The 19,491-nt window shown below is 71.8% G+C and carries 16 protein-coding genes; 7 read left to right on the forward strand and 9 right to left on the reverse strand.

From position 1 onward, the window contains the following. The first annotated feature begins 40 nt into the window (after positions 1 to 40). Entirely contained in the window at positions 41 to 994 is a 954-nt protein-coding gene (locus ACZ48Z_RS23220; RefSeq protein WP_468737846.1) for an HTTM domain-containing protein, read from the forward strand. On the opposite strand, the gene ACZ48Z_RS23225 is transcribed toward ACZ48Z_RS23220, so the two are convergent. The 3 genes from ACZ48Z_RS23225 to ACZ48Z_RS23235 all read right to left on the reverse strand — a co-directional run bounded on the left by ACZ48Z_RS23225 (position 991) and on the right by ACZ48Z_RS23235 (position 3,260). Beyond that, a complete protein-coding gene (locus ACZ48Z_RS23225) occupies positions 991 to 1,191 on the reverse strand; it encodes a DUF397 domain-containing protein (RefSeq protein ID WP_468737763.1) in 201 nt (66 codons plus the stop codon). The two genes, ACZ48Z_RS23220 and ACZ48Z_RS23225, sit on opposite strands and share 4 nt — an antisense overlap. 60 nt (positions 1,192 to 1,251) lie before the next feature. Further along, on the reverse strand, positions 1,252 to 1,488 hold the full coding sequence (locus tag ACZ48Z_RS23230; RefSeq protein WP_468737764.1) for a Scr1 family TA system antitoxin-like transcriptional regulator: 237 nt from the start codon (positions 1,486 to 1,488) through the stop codon (positions 1,252 to 1,254). A 158-nt stretch (positions 1,489 to 1,646) separates the two neighbouring features. Further along, positions 1,647 to 3,260: an alpha/beta hydrolase gene (locus ACZ48Z_RS23235; protein ID WP_468737765.1), complete on the reverse strand. Its 1,614-nt coding sequence runs from the start codon at positions 3,258 to 3,260 to the stop codon at positions 1,647 to 1,649. Between the two features lie 285 nt (positions 3,261 to 3,545). Here ACZ48Z_RS23235 and ACZ48Z_RS23240 point away from each other — a divergent pair, with 285 nt between their 5' ends. From ACZ48Z_RS23240 to ACZ48Z_RS23255, 4 genes are all read left to right on the forward strand, one after another. Beyond that, complete coding sequence (locus ACZ48Z_RS23240) at positions 3,546 to 5,750, forward strand: MMPL family transporter (protein ID WP_468737766.1); 2,205 nt, start codon at positions 3,546 to 3,548, stop codon at positions 5,748 to 5,750. 399 nt (positions 5,751 to 6,149) lie between these two features. Beyond that, a complete protein-coding gene (locus ACZ48Z_RS23245; RefSeq protein ID WP_468737767.1) occupies positions 6,150 to 7,385 on the forward strand; it encodes a sensor histidine kinase in 1,236 nt (411 codons plus the stop codon). Positions 7,386 to 7,517: 132 nt separating this feature from the next. Continuing rightward, positions 7,518 to 8,312, forward strand: coding sequence for an inositol monophosphatase family protein (locus ACZ48Z_RS23250; protein ID WP_468737768.1), 795 nt, complete (start codon positions 7,518 to 7,520; stop codon positions 8,310 to 8,312). Positions 8,313 to 8,431: 119 nt separating this feature from the next. Next, positions 8,432 to 8,962, forward strand: coding sequence for a TerD family protein (locus ACZ48Z_RS23255; protein WP_468737769.1), 531 nt, complete (start codon positions 8,432 to 8,434; stop codon positions 8,960 to 8,962). A gap of 56 nt (positions 8,963 to 9,018) precedes the next feature. On the opposite strand, the gene ACZ48Z_RS23260 is transcribed toward ACZ48Z_RS23255, so the two are convergent. Beyond that, complete coding sequence (locus ACZ48Z_RS23260; protein WP_468737770.1) at positions 9,019 to 10,377, reverse strand: COG1361 family protein; 1,359 nt, start codon at positions 10,375 to 10,377, stop codon at positions 9,019 to 9,021. Between the two features lie 252 nt (positions 10,378 to 10,629). Between ACZ48Z_RS23260 and ACZ48Z_RS23265 the strand changes: the two genes are divergently transcribed. Then, positions 10,630 to 10,851: a hypothetical protein gene (locus ACZ48Z_RS23265; protein ID WP_328748902.1), complete on the forward strand. Its 222-nt coding sequence runs from the start codon at positions 10,630 to 10,632 to the stop codon at positions 10,849 to 10,851. Between the two features lie 483 nt (positions 10,852 to 11,334). Beyond that, positions 11,335 to 12,567 (forward strand): acyltransferase family protein, encoded by a 1,233-nt coding sequence (locus ACZ48Z_RS23270; RefSeq protein ID WP_468737771.1) that lies wholly within the window; start codon positions 11,335 to 11,337, stop codon positions 12,565 to 12,567. A 348-nt stretch (positions 12,568 to 12,915) separates the two neighbouring features. Here the strand turns inward: ACZ48Z_RS23270 and ACZ48Z_RS23275 are convergent, their stop codons facing one another. The 5 genes from ACZ48Z_RS23275 to ACZ48Z_RS23295 all read right to left on the reverse strand — a co-directional run bounded on the left by ACZ48Z_RS23275 (position 12,916) and on the right by ACZ48Z_RS23295 (position 19,348). Further along, entirely contained in the window at positions 12,916 to 14,022 is a 1,107-nt protein-coding gene (locus tag ACZ48Z_RS23275; protein ID WP_468737772.1) for an ABC-2 transporter permease, read from the reverse strand. A gap of 144 nt (positions 14,023 to 14,166) precedes the next feature. Continuing rightward, positions 14,167 to 16,650, reverse strand: a complete 2,484-nt coding sequence (locus ACZ48Z_RS23280) for a SpoIIE family protein phosphatase (protein ID WP_468737773.1) — start codon at positions 16,648 to 16,650, stop codon at positions 14,167 to 14,169. 464 nt (positions 16,651 to 17,114) lie between these two features. Next, complete coding sequence (locus ACZ48Z_RS23285; protein WP_468737774.1) at positions 17,115 to 17,417, reverse strand: SCO5918 family protein; 303 nt, start codon at positions 17,415 to 17,417, stop codon at positions 17,115 to 17,117. Between the two features lie 125 nt (positions 17,418 to 17,542). Further along, entirely contained in the window at positions 17,543 to 18,967 is a 1,425-nt protein-coding gene (locus ACZ48Z_RS23290; RefSeq protein WP_468737775.1) for a DEAD/DEAH box helicase, read from the reverse strand. A gap of 177 nt (positions 18,968 to 19,144) precedes the next feature. After that, complete coding sequence (locus ACZ48Z_RS23295) at positions 19,145 to 19,348, reverse strand: cold-shock protein (protein WP_007383480.1); 204 nt, start codon at positions 19,346 to 19,348, stop codon at positions 19,145 to 19,147. Positions 19,349 to 19,491: the final 143 nt, after the last annotated feature.

The following is a 19,491-nucleotide window of genomic DNA, read 5'->3' on the forward strand; positions in this document are numbered from 1 at the left end:
CCGGTCGGACGCGGCCCCGCCCCGCCCCACCCCGGGGCGGATCGGCGCCCGTCTCACCACCCTGACCGAGCAGCCGGTCTCCCTCTACGCCGCGGCCGTCCTCCGCATCGGCTACGGACTCCTCTACCTCGTCTTCCTCCTACGGGAGTTCCCCCACCGCGACGAGATCTGGGGCCCCGGGTCACCGTGGACGCCCGAGCTGGCCCGACAGCTCTTCGCGCAGACGGGCTGGGCGAGCGTCCTCACCCTGTCCGACAGCCGGCCGTACTTCGAGACCTGCTACGCGCTGGCCCTGGTCACGTCCGCGCTGTTCATGCTGGGCTGGCGGACGAGAGCGGTGTCCGTGCTGTTCGCGGTCGTGGTGGCGTCCTTCCACGCCAGGGCGATCTTCATGACGGACGGAGGGGACAACCTCATCCTCCTGATGTCCGTCTACCTCGTCCTCACCGCGTGCGGCCGGCACTGGTCCCTGGACGCGCGCAGAACCCGCCCACCAGGCTCCACGGCGAACCCGGCAGCCCCGGCCGCCGACGCGTTCCGGCACCAACTGGCCGTCTCCCGCCGGACCTTGACGGCCGTACTCCACAACTGCGGCATGTTCCTGATCGCGGCCCAGGTCTGCTTCCTCTACGGATCGGCGGGCCTCTACAAGGCTCAGGGTTCCTCCTGGGGCGACGGAAGCGCCCTCCACTACGTCCTGAACCTCGACCTGTTCCGCCCCTGGCCCGGACTCTCGGCCATGGCGGACGGACACGACGTCCTCATCGCCCTCGCCTGCTACCTGACGGTCCTGCTGCAGGTGGCGTTCCCGTTCGTCCTGTTCGGACCCCTCAAGTACCCCGTCCTGACCCTGCTGCTGGGCATGCACCTGGGCATCGCGGTCCTCATGGGCCTGCCCCTGTTCTCCGCCGCGATGATCGTCGCGGACGCGGCATTCCTGCCGGACCGCTTCTACCGGTCACTGGGACGCCTGCGCCTGCGCACCGGCGGCTAGGAGATCAGCGCCCCACCATCGCCGCGTACGACACGAAGTCCGCCCAGGTGGTGGGGCGGAGGGTGAGGTGGGGGCCGGTGGGGGCCGGTGGGGGTCTTGGAGTCGCGGATGTGGGCGGCGGTGGGGGTCGTGGCTATCTCGACGCAGGCGGAACCTTCTTCGCTGTAGGACGACTTCTGCCAGGTCGGGGCGGTCATGGCGTGCCTCTCAGATGTCTTGGGCGATGCGGTGGACGAGGTCGCGTGAGGGCCCGGGCTTCAGAGCGACGGCCTCCATGCGGTCGAGGACGAGCCGGTACTTCTCCAACTGGCCTGCCGCATCGGCGAGTTCACTGCCGTGGGTACCGGGCCGTGGAAGTAGTCGATGGCGTGACCGGTCGTGGGAAACGAGGTGCCGTCGAACGGGATCACGCGAAGGCTGACGGCGGGGTGTTCGCTCATCTCGGTGACCTGGTGCAGCTGGGCCCTGGCCACATCGCGACCGCCGGACTGCATGCGCAGTGCGGCCTCGTGGAGAATTCGACCGCCGTGCCGGGAAGCTGCTGTGGTTCGAGGTGGGCGGGTGAGTCGCGGCCCGGAGCCACGACCGCCCCTGGCCGCGATCGAGCGGACAGGGGCGGTCGGTCCAGAAGGATCCGGAAGGGTCCGGAAGGTCAGCGCAGCGAGCCGATCCGGTCGACCCGCTCGCTGACGCCGTTGCGCAGCTCGCTCAGCGTCGTCCCCGGCGGAGCCACCGTCGGCTCGGAGGACGGCGGCTGGGTCTCGTCCGCGCAACTCGCGCCGCGGGCCGGGACCTTCAGGTCCACCAGGTAGTCCGTGATCGCGTCCGTGGCGCACACACTGCGGTTGAAGGCAGTGTGCCCCTCCGCCTTGAAGGTGAGCAGGCGCCCCCTGTCGAGCTCACGGGAGAGGGCGACCGCGTCCTGGTACGGGGTGTCCGGGTCACCGGTGTTGCCGATGACGAGGATCGGCGCGGAGCCCTTCGCGCGGAACGAGCCGCCGTAGCGGCTGGTGTGCTCGCCCTTCCACTGGACGCACGCGGTGGCGTGCTGGTGGTCGTAGGTCGGCGGGCCGTAGGCCATGGCCGGGCCGAGCAGCGGCGCGAGCTCGGCGTTGGCCGTGACCTGGCGCTTCAGCAGGGCCGGGTCGGTCGGGTACTTCTTGTCGACGCACTCGACGACGACGTTCGGGTTGAGGAAGTCGAAGCTGGCCGGGGACGGCGGCCGCAGCAGGAACGACGTGTTGTCGCGCAGCTGCGCCTTGCGCAAAGCCTCACCGAAGGACGGCCATATGACCTTGCCCTCGTTGATGTTGAACATCAGCCGGTACACGAGGGTGTAGCCGTTCGCCTGGCCGCCGTTCGCGGTCGGGACCGGATTGGCGTCCAGGTCGGCCTTCAGCTTCTCGAACGCCCCGCGCGGGTCGCCGTCACCGAACCCGCAGGTCGCCTGGTCGGCCTTGCACCAGTCGAGGAAGCGGCCCATCGCGCCGTCCAGCGCGAGGTACTGCGGCCGGTCGTAGGCGTACGGCTTACTGGTGTAGTGCTCCGGGTCGTACGCCCCGTCCAGCGCGAGCGCGCGGACCCGCTTGGGGAACATCGCGGCGTAGACCGTACCGATGTAGGAGCCGAACGACCGCCCGTAGTAGGTCAGTTGCTGCTCGCCGAGAGCCTGCCGCAGCAGGTCGATGTCGCGGGCCACGTACTGGGTGCCGACGTACGGCAGCAGGTCGCCCGCGTTGGTCTGGCAGGCCTCGTCGAAGTCCGCGGCCTGCTTCACCGCCGGCTCGTAGGCGTCCGGGCCGGGGACGCCCTTGGCGGCGGTGACGGCCTTCGTGTACGTCGGGTCGTCCCAGCACACGACCTGCGAACTGCGGCCCACCCCGCGCACGTCGTACCCGAAGACGTCGAAGTCGTCCCGCAGGGCGGCCGGCAGGTCGGCGTAGTTGTTGCGCACGAAGTCGACGCCGGAGTTGCCGGGGCCGCCCGGCTGCAGGAACAGCGTGCCCTTGCGCTTGGAGGGGTCGGCCGCGTGCTTGCGTATGACGGCCAGCGTGATGGTCTTGCCCTGCGGTTCCCGGTAGTCCAGGGGCACTTGGGCGTTCGCGCACTCGAAGCCGTTCTGGCAGTCGGACCAGGACAGGGTGGGCACGGGCGGCGACTTGGGTGCCGACACGGGCTGCTGAGCGGCCCACACCTGTGGCGCGGTCAGGGCCACGGTGAGGGCGGTCGCCGCGGCTGCGGTGAATCTGAGGCGTCCGAATGTCACAGGATGTTCCCCCTTGGTCGGATGGTTCACAACGAACTCACAGGTAAAGATGAGTTCGGGGTTTCTCCAGTTCCAGGGGAACGGAACACCCTCGGCGAGTGGGCCGCGGCCGTCCTTCCGCGGGACCTCCCGACCACCCGGCGGTAGTCCCGGGGGCCTACGCGCGAACGGCCGCGTACTGCGATCCGAGTACCGGGAATTGACGGCAGGCGCACGACGACACCGCCGCCCTCGTCCCGACAGCCTGGGTGGACCGTTCGGCACCAGATGTGGAGATCCCCTGCCGTGGCTACTTTCCTCTATCGCGTGGGCCGCCTGGCCTTCCGGCGACGCTGGTACGTCGCCCTGGTCTGGGCGGCCGTCCTGGCCGCCGTCGGGCTGGGCGCCCTGAAGGCGCCGGGCGCCGCCGACGAGGGGTTCTCGATGCCGGGCATCGAGTCCCAGAAGGCGTTCGACCTGATGGAACAGCGCTTCCCGGGAGCCACCGCCGACGGCGCCACCGCCCGGGTCGTCTTCGTCGCGCCGACCGGTGAGAAGGTCACCGCGGCCCAGAACAGGAAGGCCGTCGAGGACGCCGTCGCCGACCTGGCCGACGGCTCGCAGGTCGCGGGCGCCGTCGACCCGTTCCAGGCGAAGGCCGTGAGCAGGGACGGCAGGACGGCGTACGCCACCGTCACCTACAAGGTCGCCGCCAACGACCTCACCGACGACAGCAGGGCGCAGCTGGAGAAGGCGATCGAGGAGGCCCGGGGGAGCGGGCTGACCGTCGACGCCGGCGGGACCGCGATGGACGACGGCGGTGGCGCGGGCGGCGCGGCCGAGGTGATCGGTGTCGCGATCGCCGCGGTCGTCCTCCTCGTCACCTTCGGCTCACTGGCCGCCGCCGGGCTGCCCCTGCTGACCGCGCTCATCGGCGTCGGCGTCAGCATGGCCACGATCCTCGCCCTCTCCGACGCCCTCGGCCTGTCCACCACCACCGGCACCCTGGCGATGATGCTGGGACTGGCCGTCGGCATCGACTACGCCCTGTTCGTCGTCTCCCGCTACCGGGAGGAACGCGCCAAGGGCACGGCACCCCAGGAAGCGACCTCCCTCGCCGTCGGTACGGCGGGCTCCGCGGTCGTCTTCGCCGGGCTCACCGTCGTCATCGCGCTGGCCGGGCTCGCGGTGGTCGGCATCCCGATGCTCACCAAGATGGGCCTGGCCGCGGCGGGCGCGGTCGTCGTCGGCGTACTGATCGCGCTCACCCTGGTCCCGGCGTTCCTCGGCTTCTGGCCCAACGCGGTACTGCGCCGCAAGGACCGCAAGCGAGGCGGTGCCGGGGAAGAGGCCAAGGACAACGGCGGCACCCGCTGGGCCCGGTTCGTGCTGCGCCGCCCACTGCCCGTGCTGATCCTCGGAGTGGTCGCCCTCGGCGCCCTCGCCCTGCCGATGACCTCCCTCCAGCTGGGCATGCCAGGCGACGAGGCCAAGCCGGCCTCCACCACCGAGCGCCGGGCCTACGACGCGCTCGCCGAGGGCTTCGGACCGGGCTTCAACGGTCCGCTGACCGTCGTCGTGGACGCCAAGGGCGACGGCGACGCGAAGTCGGCCGCGGCGGCGATCTCGAAGGACATCGGCGCGACGAAGGGAATCGTGTCCGTCTCCCCGGCCCGCTTCAACGAGGCCGGAGACACCGCCGTCTTCTCGGTCGTGCCGTCCACCGCGCCGACCGCCGAGAAGACCAAGGACCTGGTCACGACGATCCGCGGCGAACGCCCCGGCATCGAGTCCCGGACCGGCGCGACCTACGAGGTCACCGGCACCACCGCGCTCAACATCGACATCTCCGACAAGGTCCGGTCCGCGCTGGTGCCGTACCTGATCGTCGTGGTGGGCCTCGCGATCGTGCTGCTCCTCGTGGTCTTCCGGTCCCTGCTGGTCCCGCTGAAGGCGGCCCTCGGCTTCCTGCTCTCCGTCCTGGCCGCCCTCGGCGCGGTCGTCGTGGTCTTCCAGGAGGGGCACGGCGCAGGACTGCTGGGCGTGGAGACCACCGGTCCGATCATGAGCCTGATGCCGATCTTCCTGGTGGGCATCGTCTTCGGCCTCGCCATGGACTACGAGGTCTTCCTCGTCTCCCGGATGCGCGAGGCGTACGTCCACGGCGAGACGCCCGAGCAGGCGGTGACGTCCGGATTCCGGCACAGCGCCCGGGTGGTCGTGGCTGCCGCGCTGATCATGATCGCGGTCTTCGCCGGGTTCATCGGCGAGAGCGAATCCATGATCAAGATGATCGGGTTCGGCCTGGCCTCCGCCGTCCTGCTCGACGCCTTCGTCGTCCGGATGGCCATCGTGCCCGCCGTGCTCGCCCTGCTCGGCGCCAGGGCCTGGTGGCTGCCGGCCTGGCTGGACCGGATCCTGCCCCACGTGGACGTGGAGGGCGAGGCACTGACCCGGCGCACCGACCCCTCGGCCCCGGCGCCCACCAACCGCGAAACCGCACACGTCTGACCCCGCCCGTCCGCCCGGCCGCCCGGCGTGTGTCGGTTCTCCGTGTCCGGTCGGGCGGCGGGGTCCGGGTCCCGCCGGGGGTCGCGTGTGTCGGTTCTCCGTGTCCGGTCGGGAGGTGGTGGTCCGGGTCTCGCGGGGAGGTCGTGGTCTGGGCCTCGCCGGGGGCCGCGTGCGTCGGCCCTCGGTGCCCCGTCGCGAGGCGGTGGTCCGGGGCGTGCAGGGAGGCCGGTGTGTCGGCCCTCCGTGCCCCACCGGGTGCGGCCCCCACCCCCCACCAGCAGCCCCCACCCGTCCACCCCTCACCAGCAACCCCCACCCCCAGGGGCCACCCGTGTCCGTACGGCACGGGTGGCCCCCTTCGAGCACCATGGGTCCCTGAGTCCACCACCGGAGAACACGATGACCACGACCATCAGCCAGGAGCGGCGTTACGCGGAACGCATCGAGGAGTTCACGGACCGCCATCCCTTCCTCGTCGACCTGTCGCTGGTCGTGGCGTTGATGGGTTCCGCCACTCTGGGCGCCTCGCTCACGCTGCCCGGCGCCGAGCCGCCCGCCCAGGACAGGACCGCCGTCGTCCTCATGGGCGTCTCCTGCCTCGCCCTGCTGAAGCACCGCACGCACCCGCGCCTCGCGGTCGCCGTGAACGCGGTCTGCGCCACGGCCGTGATCGGCCTGGGGTATCTCCTCACCCCCCTGCTGCTGGCCCCCGTCATGGCGTCGCTCTACTGGCTGGCCACCCTCGCCGAACGCGAGACCCTCCGCACCTACGGCGGCATCACCATGGTGGCGCTGATGATCGCGGCGGCCGTCTCCGACTCCATGGACCACCTGTCGCTGCTGCTCCGCACGATCGGCCCGTTCTTCTGGCTGCTGCTGCCCCTCGCCGCCGGCACGATGACCAAGCTGCGGCGCGCCTACCTCGCGGCCACGCAGGCCCGCGCCGAACACGCCGAGCGCACCCGCGAGGAGGAGGCACGGCTCAGGGTCACCGAGGAGCGCATGCGGATCGCCCGCGAACTGCACGACGTGGTCGCCCACCACCTGGCCCTCGCCAACGCCCAGGCCGGTACCGCCGAACACCTCGCGCTCACCAACCCGCGGCAGACGAAGCAGATCCTCCACGACCTCACCGGTACGACCTCCTCCGCACTGCGCGAACTGAAGGCCACGCTGGGCCTGCTGCGGCAGAACGGCGACGACGGCACCGCCTCGCTGGAACCGGCCCCCGGGCTCGCCAGGCTGCCCGAACTGGTCTCGGCGTGCGCCTCCGCGGGGATCACGGTCACCGCCACCACCGAGGGGGAGCCGCAGCCCCTCTCCCCGGGCGTGGACCTGACCGCCTTCCGGATCGTGCAGGAGGCCCTCACCAACGTCACCAAGCACGCCGCCACCCACAACGCGCACGTCAGCTTCGTCTACTCCGGTGCCCGCCTCCTCATCACGGTCACCGACGAGGGCCCGCCCGGCGCCCCCGCCCCCGAGCCCTGGAAGTGCTTCGGCCTCATGGGCATGCGGGAACGCGCCCACTCCATCGGCGGCGAACTCCGGGCGGGACCGCGTCCGGAGGGCGGCTTCGAGGTGAGTACGGCGTTGCCGTTGCAGCCGTCGGTGAGCGGGGAGGAGACCGGGTGAGGCGCGGGGCCGCAGGTGTCACCCCGGGTTCACCGGGAGGTCACCGCGTGCCGGGTCCCGTGTCCGTCGGGCTGGTTTCCTGGGGTGTGGACGCGCTGACCGGCAAGCACGTGGAGGGACGGGTGACGAGCTGTGGCTGACGTGGATCTCGACCGGGCACTGGAGGTCGCGACGGAGCTCGCGGCATGGGCGTCGGAGGCGATCCGCCGCCCGCGCGACCCGGGTGCCGCGGTGCGGGAGAAGGACGGCCCCGCGGACATCGTGACGGCCACCGACGAGGCGGTGGAGACACACGCCCGCGAGGTGCTGGGGCGGGCCTTTCCCGGCCACGGGATCGTCGGCGAGGAGTACGGCACCACGGAGGGCGCCCCCGGAGCCCCGCACTGGGTGATCGACCCGGTCGACGGCACCACCAACTACGCCCACGGACTTGGCTGGTGCTCCTTCTCGCTGGGCCTGGCCGCCGCCGACGGCACTCCGCTGCTCGGTGTGGTCGCGGACCCGTGGCGCGGTGAGACGTTCACCGCGGTCCGGGGCGGGGGCGCGTACCTGAACGGCACCCGGGTCCACGCGGCCGCCCACACCACCCTCACCGGCCATGTCTTCCTCACCGAATGGGCGGCCCACGCCCACTGGCCCGGAATGGACGCCCTCCTCACCGAACTGGCCGACCGGCACTGCACGGTCCGCGTGATGGGCTCCACCGCACTCTCCCTCGCCCAGGTCGCGGCGGGCCGGGCGACCGCGGCGGCGATCGGCGCGTTCCACGCGGTCGACGGACTCCCCGCCCTGCTGATCGCACGGGAGGCCGGGGCGGTGGCGCTGCCCGAACTCCCCTTCCACAACCAGCCGTTGCTGCTCGTGGCACCCGGCGCCGCCGAGGAGACGGCCGACCTCTGGCACCGGTCGGGGGCGGCGGCCGGGTGATGCCCTCCTGGTCGGGATCTGACCAGGAGATAACCGCAGGTGAGGTATCAACAGGCTGCTCGGAGCACATACTTCAGCAAGCGGGAGGGGCCCGGGGCGCTGTGACGGGGAGCGGCTTGATGCATGCCGATGGTGCGAGTCTTGGCAAGGTCGAAGTGCGGCTGAGGTGGGATCCGAGTCCCTACGGGGAACCGGCCCGGCATCTCGACATCGTCGCCGCGACCTACGCGGTGGGCGACCCGTACGGGCGGCCGGAGTACGTCGTGCACACCGAGAGCCGCTCGCCGGACGGCACCATCACCATGACCCGGCACAGCGAGACCGGCGCCGGTCTCGGGGTCGTCGAGGTGATGGAGCTGGAGTTCGAGCGCCTGTCGTCGGCCTACGGGCGGGTGGTGGTCGGCGTCGCCATCCACCAGAACGGCGGCCCCCGCACCTTCGGCGACCTCACACACGCCGGGGTGCTCGTCGTCGAGGGCTACCGCAGGCTGATGGTCGACGACTTCGCGGGCGTCCCCGAGGCCACGGCCGCGACGATCGCGGAGTTCGTCCGGGACGCGTCCGGCGCGTGGCGCCTCAGGGAACTGATCAGGGGCTTCGACAGCAACCCGACGGGGTTCATGGCGGAGATGGGCAGCGAGCAGGGTTGAGGGCCGGCCCCGAAGCCGGACCCGCCCCTCACCCCCGACCCCTCACCCCTCCCCTGTCAGGCCGACGGGTTGAGGACGACCTCGGCCGAGTTGTTCCTGACCTTCGGGTCGAAGGCGAAGGACGCGCTGCCGTCGTAGGGACGGACGACGACCCGGCCCGTGGCGTTCGGGACGACCTCGTCGACGCGGAGCCCGAACGGGAAGCGGACCTTCAGGTCGGGCTTGGTCCAGGTCGGCAGGGTGCACACGTAGTGCGGGATCGCCGGGGCGTCCGCGGACGGCGAGGCGGTGCGGCAGGTGCTGGGCACCGAGGTGGCGGTGGTGCCCGGCGGCAGGTAGTAGTCGATCGCGGGGACCGGGTCACCGGAGGCGACGTTCGCGACCCAGGCGGGCCCGCGGTTGACGAAGCGGAAACCGGCGGTGACGGTGTCGCCCACCGCGCCGCTCACCTCGGTGCCGTGCACGGCGAAGTCCGCGGTGTTGGCGGCGTCGATGTGCCAGGCGCGGCCGTTGTCCGAGGTGTCGAGGTCGGCGACGTCGCCGCCGGGCTCGACCTCGTAGTCGAACCGCTCGTACAGCGCGTGGCCGGTGACGGCGAGCCGCAGCGGCTCGGGCAGCTCCACGCCGGCGCCGGGCGCGATGTCGGTGTCGAAGGCGCAGGTCGCGTACGTCATGGCCGGGTACTGGGCGTCGTCGACGTCCGGGCCGGTGTAGGTGCACTGCGGGTAGCGGGTGGCGACGTCGAGGCCGTACGTCGCCCACAGCTTCACGGTGAAGCCGTGGGCCGTCTCGTTGCCGGTGTTCGTGACGGAGAACGGCACGGTGAGGCCGGTGCCGGGCGCGACGCCGCTGACGTCGGGGGTGGCGGCGATGCCGAGGTCCGGTCCGGAGCCGACAGTGACGAAGGTCTCAGCGGAGGACTCGGGGGCGGTGAGCGTGCCGTCCGGGCCGCCGGTGGCCGTGGCGGAGTACTCGATCGCGCCCTGCGCGCCCGCGGCGGCGCCGGCCGCGGCCCGCAGCTTCAGCTGCACCTGCGGGTTGTAGCGGACCGGCACGTCACCGGTGTCGCACACGGCGACGGTGCCGGCGGCGTCCGGCGTGCAGGTGTCGGGCCAGGCGACCTCGGCGACGCCCGCGAGCCCGGAGACGTCGACGGTCAGCCGTCCGTCGGTCACGGCGTAGTCGCTGTTGTAGTGCTGGAGCCCGAGCGCCATCGACCGGTACTGCGCCGCGCCGCCGCCCTCGGGGGCCGCCACGACCGCCTGCTCGTACGGCGCCTGGATCTCCAGCTGATCGCTGGGCGCCGGGTCGTCGGCGAACGCGACCCCGCTCCCGAGTCCGGCGACGACCAGCGCCCCCACGACTCCGGCACACGCCCCGCGACGCATTGCACGCCGAACGGAGACAGAACTCATGACAACCCCACCTGGGACGAAAGGACCCCGGAACCGTGATCCGGCACCGGGCGCGAATTGGACGAGGCACCGGGGCGGAAAGTTGTAGGTGAGGGGCGTGTGGAGTGCGGTTCTTACCGACTTCTAGATCAACGCGGGAGCCCGGGCGGCCCCGACCGGGCCAATGTCACGACGCCCGTGACCAAATGGTGTCCGTACCTGGTCTTGGACAGGCGGCGCGGGCGGGGCGGTCGTAGGAGCATACTGAGAAGGATGACAAAGCCTGCTGCACCGAAGCGCCATTTGGCCACCAGTCCCTTCAAAGCACCGGTCGCACCCGCTCCGAAGCACTTCGAGGTGGGCGACCAGGTCACGCACGACATGTACGGTCTCGGCCGGGTGATCGGCGTCGAGGACGGAATCGCTGTACTCGTGGATTTCGGCTCGTCGCAGATGCGGATCCCGAGTCCGTACTCGAAGATGACCAAGCTGTAGGAGAAAGGAATCCCTCTCATCGATCTGACCTCGCTGTTCTCCGCCCCGGAAGGGCAAATCCGCTGCTCCCCCGCAGCGCTGCCGCCTCCGACGACGAACCCCTTCCAGGCCCCGGACTTCGGGGAGGACGAGAACGGGACCGACCCGTTCGAGGACGACCAGGGGAGCGCCGCCCCAGGCATGCCCGCGACGCGGTCCGAAGCGGCCTGACGCCCACCACCGGGACGACCGCACGGACGAAGGGCCGCACCCGGCCGGGTGCGGCCCTCGCCATGACCTGAGCCGACCGCCGAGAAGCGCCACCGTGACCACCCCGGGCGCCCGGCAGGCTCACCCTTTCCCCTTTTCTCACACCCTGTGGACGGGCTGTGGATCTGCTCTGATCCGCCACAGCCGATGCCCAGCGACGCATGCGAGCGTGATTTCCGGACAGGCGCACCGGGATTACTCGATTCAGCGGGCAGGTGAGAAGAGATCTCTTTCATGGCGAAGGCACCGGACTCGACGGCCGTGGTGGACCCCCAGCGGGAAAGAGCGGACACGGCGGTCGGCGTCCGCAGAGCCGCAGCCCCGGTCGCACCACGTGCGAGCCGGGGTTTTCCGTCCGCGGTGGCCCGCAGCGGACGGGTCGGCGGTCTGGACGGACTGCGGACCCTCGCGGTCGCGCTGGTCATCGTCCACCACGTGGAGCCCGACGTCCTGCCGGGCGGCGCGGTCGCCGTCGACGTCTTCTTCACCATCAGCGGCTTCGTCATCACCCGCCTGCTGCTCGCCGAGTACGTCCGTCGCGGCGGCATCTCCCTCATGTCCTTCTACCGGCGCCGCTGGCTGCGGCTCGTCCCCGCGCTGCTGGCCCTGTGCGCGGTCTGCGCGGTACTGGGCATGACGACCTCGCTGTGGGGCTTCGACGGCTCCCTGCAGGCCGCGGGTCTGTCGGCGACCTTCCTCACCAACGTCGTACGGGCCATGGAGTCCGGCCCCTACTCCGACCTCACCAGCCCGCTCGCACACACCTGGTCGCTGGGCGTGGAAGAGCAGTTCTACTTCCTGTGGCCACTCGCCCTGCTCTTCCTCCTACGACGGTTCCGGGCCCGTACGGTCCTCCTCTGCACGGCGGCCCTGTGCGTGCTGCCGCTGCTGTGGCGCTGCGTCCTGTGGAACCCCGAGGCGGCCCACCGCATCTACAACGGCACCGACACCCGCGCCGACCAGCTGCTGGCCGGCGCCCTGGTCGCCGTCGCACTGGCACGGCTGCGGGCCGACGACCCCCGCCTCGCACTCCTGCGCACCTGGGCGGGCCGGCTCGCGTGGCCGGCACTGGCGCTGCTGGGGCTCGCGGCCTGGCAGGTACCGGTGACCGAGGACCTCGGCGTCTGGACGGCCGCGTGGTACACGATCGGGTTCCTCGCGGTGGCGGCCCTGTCCGCGACCCTGGTCACGGCACTCGAACTGCGCCCCGACGACCGTCTCTCCCGGCTGCTGGCCCTGACCCCGCTCGCCTGGGTGGGCCGCAACCTGAGCTACGGCATCTATCTGTGGCACTACCCGGTCGTACGGCTCCTCGCCTCCCTCGGCATGAAGGAGGGCCGACTGGCGGCCACGGTGGTCCTCACCCTGCTGATGGCACTGCTGTCCTACTACGCCATCGAGAAACCCTTCCTGCGAAGGGCCCACACGACGAGGGCACCGCGACCGGTACTGGCGCCGGCGATGTAGCGGGCCGGTGACACGCCGGGCGCCCGAAATCGAGGAGCGCTTGCACCGCAGTCCGAAGCACCCTGACCCCCATGAGTCGCTGGAAGCTGCCTTCGCCGCGCAGCGCGCGGTACGGCCCGCAACCCCAAGGCCGCACGCGACTGGCGCGAGAAGCTCAGCGCGGTCGAGGCGGAACTCCTGAAACGGGGGGTGGAGGAGGCGTAGCCACCCGGCGATCTCCCTGAGCCGGCCTCAGCTCGGTGGGCTCGGGTGCGGCGCGTTCGCGTCGTCGTCGTACTTGGTTCGGGGCCCGGTCCATCTCCCGCGTCATGGCACCTCGCAGGACCACGCGAGGTGCCATGACGGCCGTCAAGCAGCCACCGGGGCCGCCTCCGCCCCCGCGTCGGCCTGCTTCCCCTCCCGCCACCAGGCGGCCCCCCACGCCAGCACCGCCCCGCCCACCGCGTACGCCCCCAGCACCCACAGTGCCGAAGTCGTCGCGTGGGACGAGAAGTACACTGTGTTGCGGACCAGGGTCGTGCCGGCGCCCGGGGGGAGGGCCTGGCCGATCGCGCTCCAGAAGCCGGGGAGCAGGGGGGCCGGGTAGACGCCGCCCGAGCTCGGGTTGCCGAGGACCACGAAGAGGAGGACGACCAGGCCGGTGCCGAGCAGGCCCAGCAGGGTCTGCAGGGCCAGGGCCGTTGCCGCCGAGGCCATGACGGTGAGGGCGCCGATCGCGCTCAGTGCCCAGAAGTGGCCGCCCAGCGCGTCGAATACCGGGCCCACGATGATCGCGCCCGCGATGCCCGAGACGACGGAGTAGAGGACCAGGACGGCCAGCCGGATCAGGGTGCGGTGGCGGTTGGCCGGCTTGGAGCCCGCCGCCATGCCCATGATCGTCGCTGTCAGGTAGCCGCCGATGACCCAGCCCAGGACGAGGTAGAAGGACGTCATACCGCGGCCGTCGCCGGGGTTGGGCGAGCGGATGTCCGTCACCGTGATCTGGCGTTTCTGCGACGCCTCGATCTTCTGGGCGATCTGCGTGGCCGTCTGGGAGACCGACGGGCCGCCCGCCGAGGCGACCAGGAGGGTGTCCTTGGTGCCGGCGGCGTTGAAGAGGAAGGCCGCGTCCGTGTGCCGGGTCAGGACCCATTCGCGGGCAACAGCCGTACTGGAGGCCGCGGTTGCCTTCACCGGGTTGCCGTCCAGCGCGTTCAGTTTCGCGACGATCTTCGCGGACGCCTGCTGCGGGGCCACCACCGCCACCGGGATCCGGTGCGGGGTGGGGGAGTGGAAGGCGCCCACGTACGACACGACGAAAGCCAGTTGTACAAGGAGGCCGCCCAGGACGAGTCCGAAGGCCCGGAACGTCACGGCGTCCTTGAACTCCGCTGCGAAACCAGCCGACTTGGGGGCCGGCGGAGTCGGAGGTCCGGCGGGGGCGGAGGCGGAGGCGGGGGTGGGGGGTGCGTTCACGGCCGCATCGTCGCACAGGTGGGTGAACTGGACCTTCCGTTTGATGTGCTGTTGTCGTCCCGTTGCCGGCCTGTTGTCGTCCCGAGCCGCCCAGGGCTCATCCGGTGGATCAGCGCGGCGCCCGTCAGCACCGTCAGCAGAGCTTTACTCGCTCGACAACCCCAGCTCCGCCCAGATCGTCTTCCCCGTCGCCGTCTGCCGGCTCCCCCATCTCTCGGCCATCTGCGCGACCAGCAGCAGCCCGCGCCCGCCCTCGTCGAACACTCTCGCCCGCCGCAGATGCGGAGCCGTACTGCTGCCGTCGGAGACCTCGCAGATCAGCGCGGAGTCGCGGATCAGCCGGAGGACGACCGGGTCGGCGCCGTAGCGGACCGCGTTCGTGACCAGCTCGCTGACGATCAGTTCGGTCGCGAAGGCGGTGTCCCCCAGGCCCCAGGCCGTGACCTGCTCGCTCGCCGACTTCCGGGCACGCGCCACCGCGGCCGGGTCGCGCGGCAGCTGCCAGGTGCGGACGCTCGCCGGGTCCAGGGCGGACGTGCGGGCCAGCATCAGGACGATGTCGTCGGCCGGGCGGACCGGCAGGACCGTACGCAGTACGTCGTCGCAGGTCTCCTCCAGCGGGCCCGCCTTGTCGGCCAGCGCCCCGCGCAGCAGTTCCAGGCCGACCTCGATGTCACGGTCGGCGGCCTCGACCAGGCCGTCGGTGTAGAGGGCGAGCAGGCTGCCCTCCTCCAGGTCCACCTCGACGGACTCGAACGGCAGACCGCCCAGGCCGAGGGGCGGACCTGACGGCAGGTCCAGGAAGCGGACGTCGCCGTCCGGGGTGACCACGGCGGGGGGCGGGTGGCCGGCGCGGGCCATCGTGCACCGGCGGGACACCGGGTCGTAGACGGCGTACAGGCAGGTGGCACCGACCTCGCCCGGCGTCACGACCTCCGCCACCCGCCCGTGCGCCTCGTCCGCGGACACCCCCGGTGACCCGGCCGCCCGCTCCCGCGCCTCCGGGCCCTCCTCGCGATCGAGCCGGACGACGAGGTCGTCGAGCTGGGTGAGGAGTTCGTCGGGGGCGAGATCCACGTCCGCGAGGGTCCGTACGGCCGTCCGCAGGCGGCCCATCGTCGCCGAGGCGTGGATGCCGTGGCCCACCACGTCGCCCACCACCAGGGCGACCCGGGCACCGGACAGCGGGATCACGTCGAACCAGTCACCGCCCACGTCCGCGCCCGCGCCCGCCGGGAGATAGCGGTACGCGACCTCCATGGCCGGGAGGTCCGGCGGGCGGTCCGGGAGGAGGCTGCGCTGGAGGGTGAGCGCGGTGCGGCGCTCGTGGGTGTAGCGGCGGGCGTTGTCCACGCTCACCGCCGCCCTCGCGGCGATCTCCTCCGCGAGCAGCAGGTCGTCCTCGCTGAACGGCTCCGGCGTACGGTGCCGCAGGAAGTGCACCAGGCCCAGGGTGACGCCACGGGCGCGCAGCGGCACCATCATCACCGAGTGGATCCGGTACCGGGAGACCGACTCGGCGCGGGCGGGGGAGGACTCGGTCCACGCCCGCAGTCCGGGGTCGCCGGGCTGCGGCAGGGTGCCGCGGCCGGCGGTCAGGGCCCGCATCGGGGGCGTGTCCACCGGGTAGAGCGTGGTCCCGCCGGAGGGGACCACCGATTCCGGGCAGCCGTCGAGGACCGACCGCTGGGCCGTACGGCGTACGGTGACCGGCCGGTTCGGCGGCACCGGTCCCGGTTCGTCGCCGAGGGCGACCGACTCCAGCAGGTCCACGGTGACGAAGTCCGCGAAGCCCGTCACGGCGACGTCGGCCAGTTCCTCGGCGGTCCGGGTCACGTCGAGGGTGCTGCCGATGCGGAGGCTGGCGTCGTTGAGGACCGCGAGGCGACGGCGGGCCCAGTACTGCTCCGTGGTGTCGAAGACGGCCGCCGACATGCCCTGGACCGTGCCGTTCCCGTCCTTCAGCGGGGACAGGAACATCGACCAGGAGTGTCCGCGCACCTCGCCGGGGGCCTGCCCGTAGTTCTCGTGGAACACCGGCTCGCCCGTGCGCAGGACCTGCCGCTGGAGGCGGTCGTACTCGTCGAAGGGCGGGTTCGGCTCGATCTCCCACAGGGTCAGTCCGCGCATCTCGGCCAGGGTCCGGCCCATCACCCGGCCCATCACCTCGTTGGCGGCCACCAGCCGGGCCTCCCGGTCGTAGACCGCCACCGGCACGGGGAGCTGCGCGAGCGTGAGGTCCCACAGGGCCTCGGCGGCCGGTTCGGCGGGCCCGGCCGCGTACTCCGGGGCGGCCGCGGTCACCAGCCAGGGCCGCGCGCCGTCGCCGTCCGCGAGGGGCGTGCCCTTCAGCCGTACGACGACCCGCTCGCCGTCGCGGTGCCGCAGCGCTACCTCGCCGGCCCACCGCCGGCCGTCGGCCACATGGCGCCGCGTGGACGCGGGCAGCTCGGCCGCGAGCAGTCGTGCGGCCGGATGTCCTACGACCTCGGCGGCCTCGTACCCGAGCAGCTGCCGTGCCCCCGCGCTCCACACCGTGACGGTCCCGCCGGCGTCGACGACGATCGCCAGGTCCTCGGGTACACGCCCTGCCACGGTGCCTCCGGATGTGCCGCCCCTGCTGTCCATGCTCCCAGCGTCCCGCCGCGCAGCTCCCGGCTCAAGCGAGGACTGCTCGCTCAGGCGATGACAGGAGGAGCACGGCGGCCCTGCCGTGAGGTGCCGCAGTCTTGCACGGGGCGGCGGGACCGGGGAACGGAACGCGTCGAGCCGGGTTACGGGAGTGACGGGTGGGACGGGGGTCCGCACATGCTGAGCTCGCGCTGTTTCCGGGACCCACCGCATCACCGTGTCGTAGCGGTCGGGCGTGTGCCGGTGTCCCCACGGGCCGACCGGCGACCAGGACACGGCACTGACCGTCCTCGTCCCCCGCCGCAGTCGGGCCGTTGACGGCGGCCTCGGGACCGGGTGGCCGGGTGGGCGGCCGCGAGCCGTACGGGGTCGGGATCGTCGACCGCGCCCCGGTCACCGGCACGGGGGGCGACGATCCCGGCCCCCTGAACCGGTGCCGGCTGTCGCGGTCGAGGGGTGGGTCAGCCCAGCGGGGTGTCGGCCCAGGGGAGGGACGACGACGGGTCGTTGAAGGCCTCCGGGCGGGGCGGCTGCACCTCGTGGCAGGTGAAGCCGAGCCGGGTCAGCGCCCTGGTCACCTCGTGCGCGGTGAAGTCACGACGGTCCTGCCGGGTGATCACCTGACCGACCTGCTTGACCGGAAACACATGGCGACCGATGGTCACACACTGGCCGGTGGCGGGTTCGGGCTGGACGCTCTCCATCAACCTCTCGACCTCGGTCATGGTCAGGTCGAAGGGAAAACGTGCGATGACGATGCGCATGGTGCCTCCACGGGGAGCGATCGGGACGTGACGGTGAGAACGGCCAGGGTGCGGCCCTGTTCGTCTCCTTCGCGACGGGGGATGCCGGTGGCGCGGCCACCGGGCCCGGTCAGTGGGTCGTACGGCTATCGGCCGGTGCGGGTGGAGCTGCGGCGCCCGCGAGCGGAGCGGCTGCTGCGGCCGCGCCCGGCGGGCGATCCGGTGCGCCGGGCGGGTTCGGCGGCGGCCGGTGCCGGGAGGACGACGGGCACGCCGGAGGGGGTGCGGGCACCGGTGATGCGGTTGAGTTCGGCCTCGCCCGGGCGGACCCGGGTGGTCCGGGCGCTGACGCCGGCGTCGGACATCAGACGGTCCACCGCGCGGCGCTGGTGCGGCAGGACCAGGGTGACGACGGTGCCGGACTCGCCGGCGCGCGCGGTACGGCCGCCGCGGTGCAGGTAGTCCTTGTGGTCGGCGGGCGGATCGAAGTTGACGACGAGGTCGACGTCGTCCACGTGGATGCCGCGGGCCGCGACGTTGGTGGCCACCAGGACGGTGACGTGACCGTCCTTGAACTGGCCGAGCGTGCGGGTGCGCTGCGGCTGGGACTTGCCGCCGTGCAGCGCCGAGGCCCGCACTCCCACCGACAGCAGGTGCTTGGCCAGCCGCTCCGCCGCGTGCTTGGTGTCCAGGAACATGATCACGCGTCCGTCGCGGGCGGCGATCTCGGTGGCGGTGGCGTGCTTGTCGTCGTCGCGGACGTGCAGGAGGTGGTGCTCCATGGTGGTGACGGTGCCCGAGGACGGGTCGACCGAGTGCACCACCGGGTCGTGCAGGTAGCGGCGCACCAGGAGGTCGATGTTGCGGTCGAGCGTCGCCGAGAACAGCATCCGCTGGCCGCCGGGACGGACCTGGTCGAGCAGGTAGGTGACCTGGGGCATGAAGCCCATGTCGGTCATCTGGTCGGCCTCGTCCAGGACGGTCATCGCCACCTGGTCCAGGCTGCAGTCGCCGCGCTCGATGAGGTCCTTGAGCCGGCCCGGCGTGGCCACGAGGACCTCGGCGCCGGCTCGCAGCGCGGAGGCCTGCCGGCCGATCGACATTCCGCCGACCACGGTGGCCGCGCGCAGCCGCAGTGCCCGCGCGTAGGGGGTCAGCGCGTCGGTGACCTGCTGGGCCAGTTCCCGGGTCGGTACGAGGACCAGGGCGAGGGGCCGACGGGGCTCGGCCCGCTGTCCGTCGAGGCGGGCCAGCAGGGGCAGTCCGAAGGCGAGGGTCTTGCCGGAGCCGGTGCGGCCACGGCCGAGTACGTCACGGCCGGCCAGGGAGTTCGGCAGGGTCGCGGCCTGGATCGGGAAGGGCGTGGTGACGCCCTCGGCGATCAGCGCGGCCTGGAGACGCTCCGGCAGATCGAGGTCGCCGAACGCCTCGACTGCGGGCAGTGCCTCGGTGAGGGTGGCGGGGAGGGTGAACTCACCGCTGGGGGCGGCGGCCGGACGGGAGCGCTGGTGACTCGTCCCCCGGGACCGGACACGGGGCGTGTTGTTCCCAGTGCGACGGGCGCCGTTCATGGGTGGGGAACCTTCCTCGATGCGTGCGGCACGTGTCGAGGAATTCCTCCGAGGGCGCGGCGAAACCGCACGAGAATTCGCAAGAAAGAGCCGAGGAGAAAGCAAACAAACAGATTCGGGCAATGGACAAGGGCCCGCACCCCGAGAGATGCGGGCCCCAGCCGATAAGCGTCAGCGTCAGGCAGGAACGATGTTCTCGGCCTGCGGGCCCTTCTGGCCCTGCGTGACGTCGAAGGTCACCTTCTGGCCTTCCTGAAGCTCGCGGAAGCCGGAGGTGGCGATGTTCGAGTAGTGCGCGAACACGTCGGCGCCGCCGCCGTCCTGCTCAATGAAGCCGAAGCCCTTTTCCGCGTTGAACCACTTCACGGTGCCAGATGCCATATTGAATCTCCCTAGGGGGCAGTGCCGGGAACCGCACTGTGCGGAACCCGAGTCGCCGCGATGATCTCCCCTCCGGAAGACCCGGAAAGACTCGGAGGACTTCGTAAAGTCCCCCGGAAACCAAAACTGCAACTCTTACCACG

The sequence above is a fragment of the Streptomyces sp. NPDC031225 genome, from assembly GCF_055570355.1.

Bases quoted from the DNA above. Each gene is read 5' to 3' on its own strand.
- ACZ48Z_RS23225 (WP_468737763.1), bottom strand. From the start codon at position 1,191: ATGACCGCCCCGACCTGGCAGAAGTCGTCCTACAGCGAAGAAGGTTCC.
- ACZ48Z_RS23230 (WP_468737764.1), bottom strand. From the start codon at position 1,488: ATGCAGTCCGGCGGTCGCGATGTGGCCAGGGCCCAGCTGCACCAGGTC.
- ACZ48Z_RS23245 (WP_468737767.1), top strand. From the start codon at position 6,150: ATGACCACGACCATCAGCCAGGAGCGGCGTTACGCGGAACGCATCGAG.
- ACZ48Z_RS23255 (WP_468737769.1), top strand. From the start codon at position 8,432: ATGCATGCCGATGGTGCGAGTCTTGGCAAGGTCGAAGTGCGGCTGAGG.
- ACZ48Z_RS23260 (WP_468737770.1), bottom strand. From the start codon at position 10,377: ATGAGTTCTGTCTCCGTTCGGCGTGCAATGCGTCGCGGGGCGTGTGCC.
- ACZ48Z_RS23265 (WP_328748902.1), top strand. From the start codon at position 10,630: ATGACAAAGCCTGCTGCACCGAAGCGCCATTTGGCCACCAGTCCCTTC.
- ACZ48Z_RS23270 (WP_468737771.1), top strand. From the start codon at position 11,335: ATGGCGAAGGCACCGGACTCGACGGCCGTGGTGGACCCCCAGCGGGAA.
- ACZ48Z_RS23280 (WP_468737773.1), bottom strand. From the start codon at position 16,650: ATGGACAGCAGGGGCGGCACATCCGGAGGCACCGTGGCAGGGCGTGTA.
- ACZ48Z_RS23285 (WP_468737774.1), bottom strand. From the start codon at position 17,417: ATGCGCATCGTCATCGCACGTTTTCCCTTCGACCTGACCATGACCGAG.
- ACZ48Z_RS23290 (WP_468737775.1), bottom strand. From the start codon at position 18,967: ATGAACGGCGCCCGTCGCACTGGGAACAACACGCCCCGTGTCCGGTCC.
- ACZ48Z_RS23295 (WP_007383480.1), bottom strand. From the start codon at position 19,348: ATGGCATCTGGCACCGTGAAGTGGTTCAACGCGGAAAAGGGCTTCGGC.